A 202-nucleotide genomic window follows, 5' to 3' on the forward strand; every position below is an offset into this window, starting at 1 on the left:
CGAAACCAACGGCACCGTGGTCGGCACCGAGAACGCCGATGGCCTGTTCGGGCGCGCCGGCCTGCGCCTGTCCGGCGTGACCCGCTGGGGCAATGGTGTTGCCGAAGTGCAGCCCTATCTGGCCGCCAACTGGCTGCATACCCGCGCCGAGTCGCAGATCAGCATGGACGACGAGGTGGTGGATGCCCGCATCCCGCGCAGC

The 202-nt window shown here is 69.3% G+C and carries 1 protein-coding gene; it reads left to right on the plus strand.

Annotated features, from left to right (window positions below; translation table 11 throughout):
- On the plus strand, positions 1 to 202 hold a 202-nt coding region (locus IAE56_RS21020), incomplete at both ends, for an autotransporter outer membrane beta-barrel domain-containing protein (RefSeq protein ID WP_200753850.1).

The organism is Stenotrophomonas sp. S41 (assembly GCF_016624625.1).
GTDB lineage: Bacteria > Pseudomonadota > Gammaproteobacteria > Xanthomonadales > Xanthomonadaceae > Stenotrophomonas.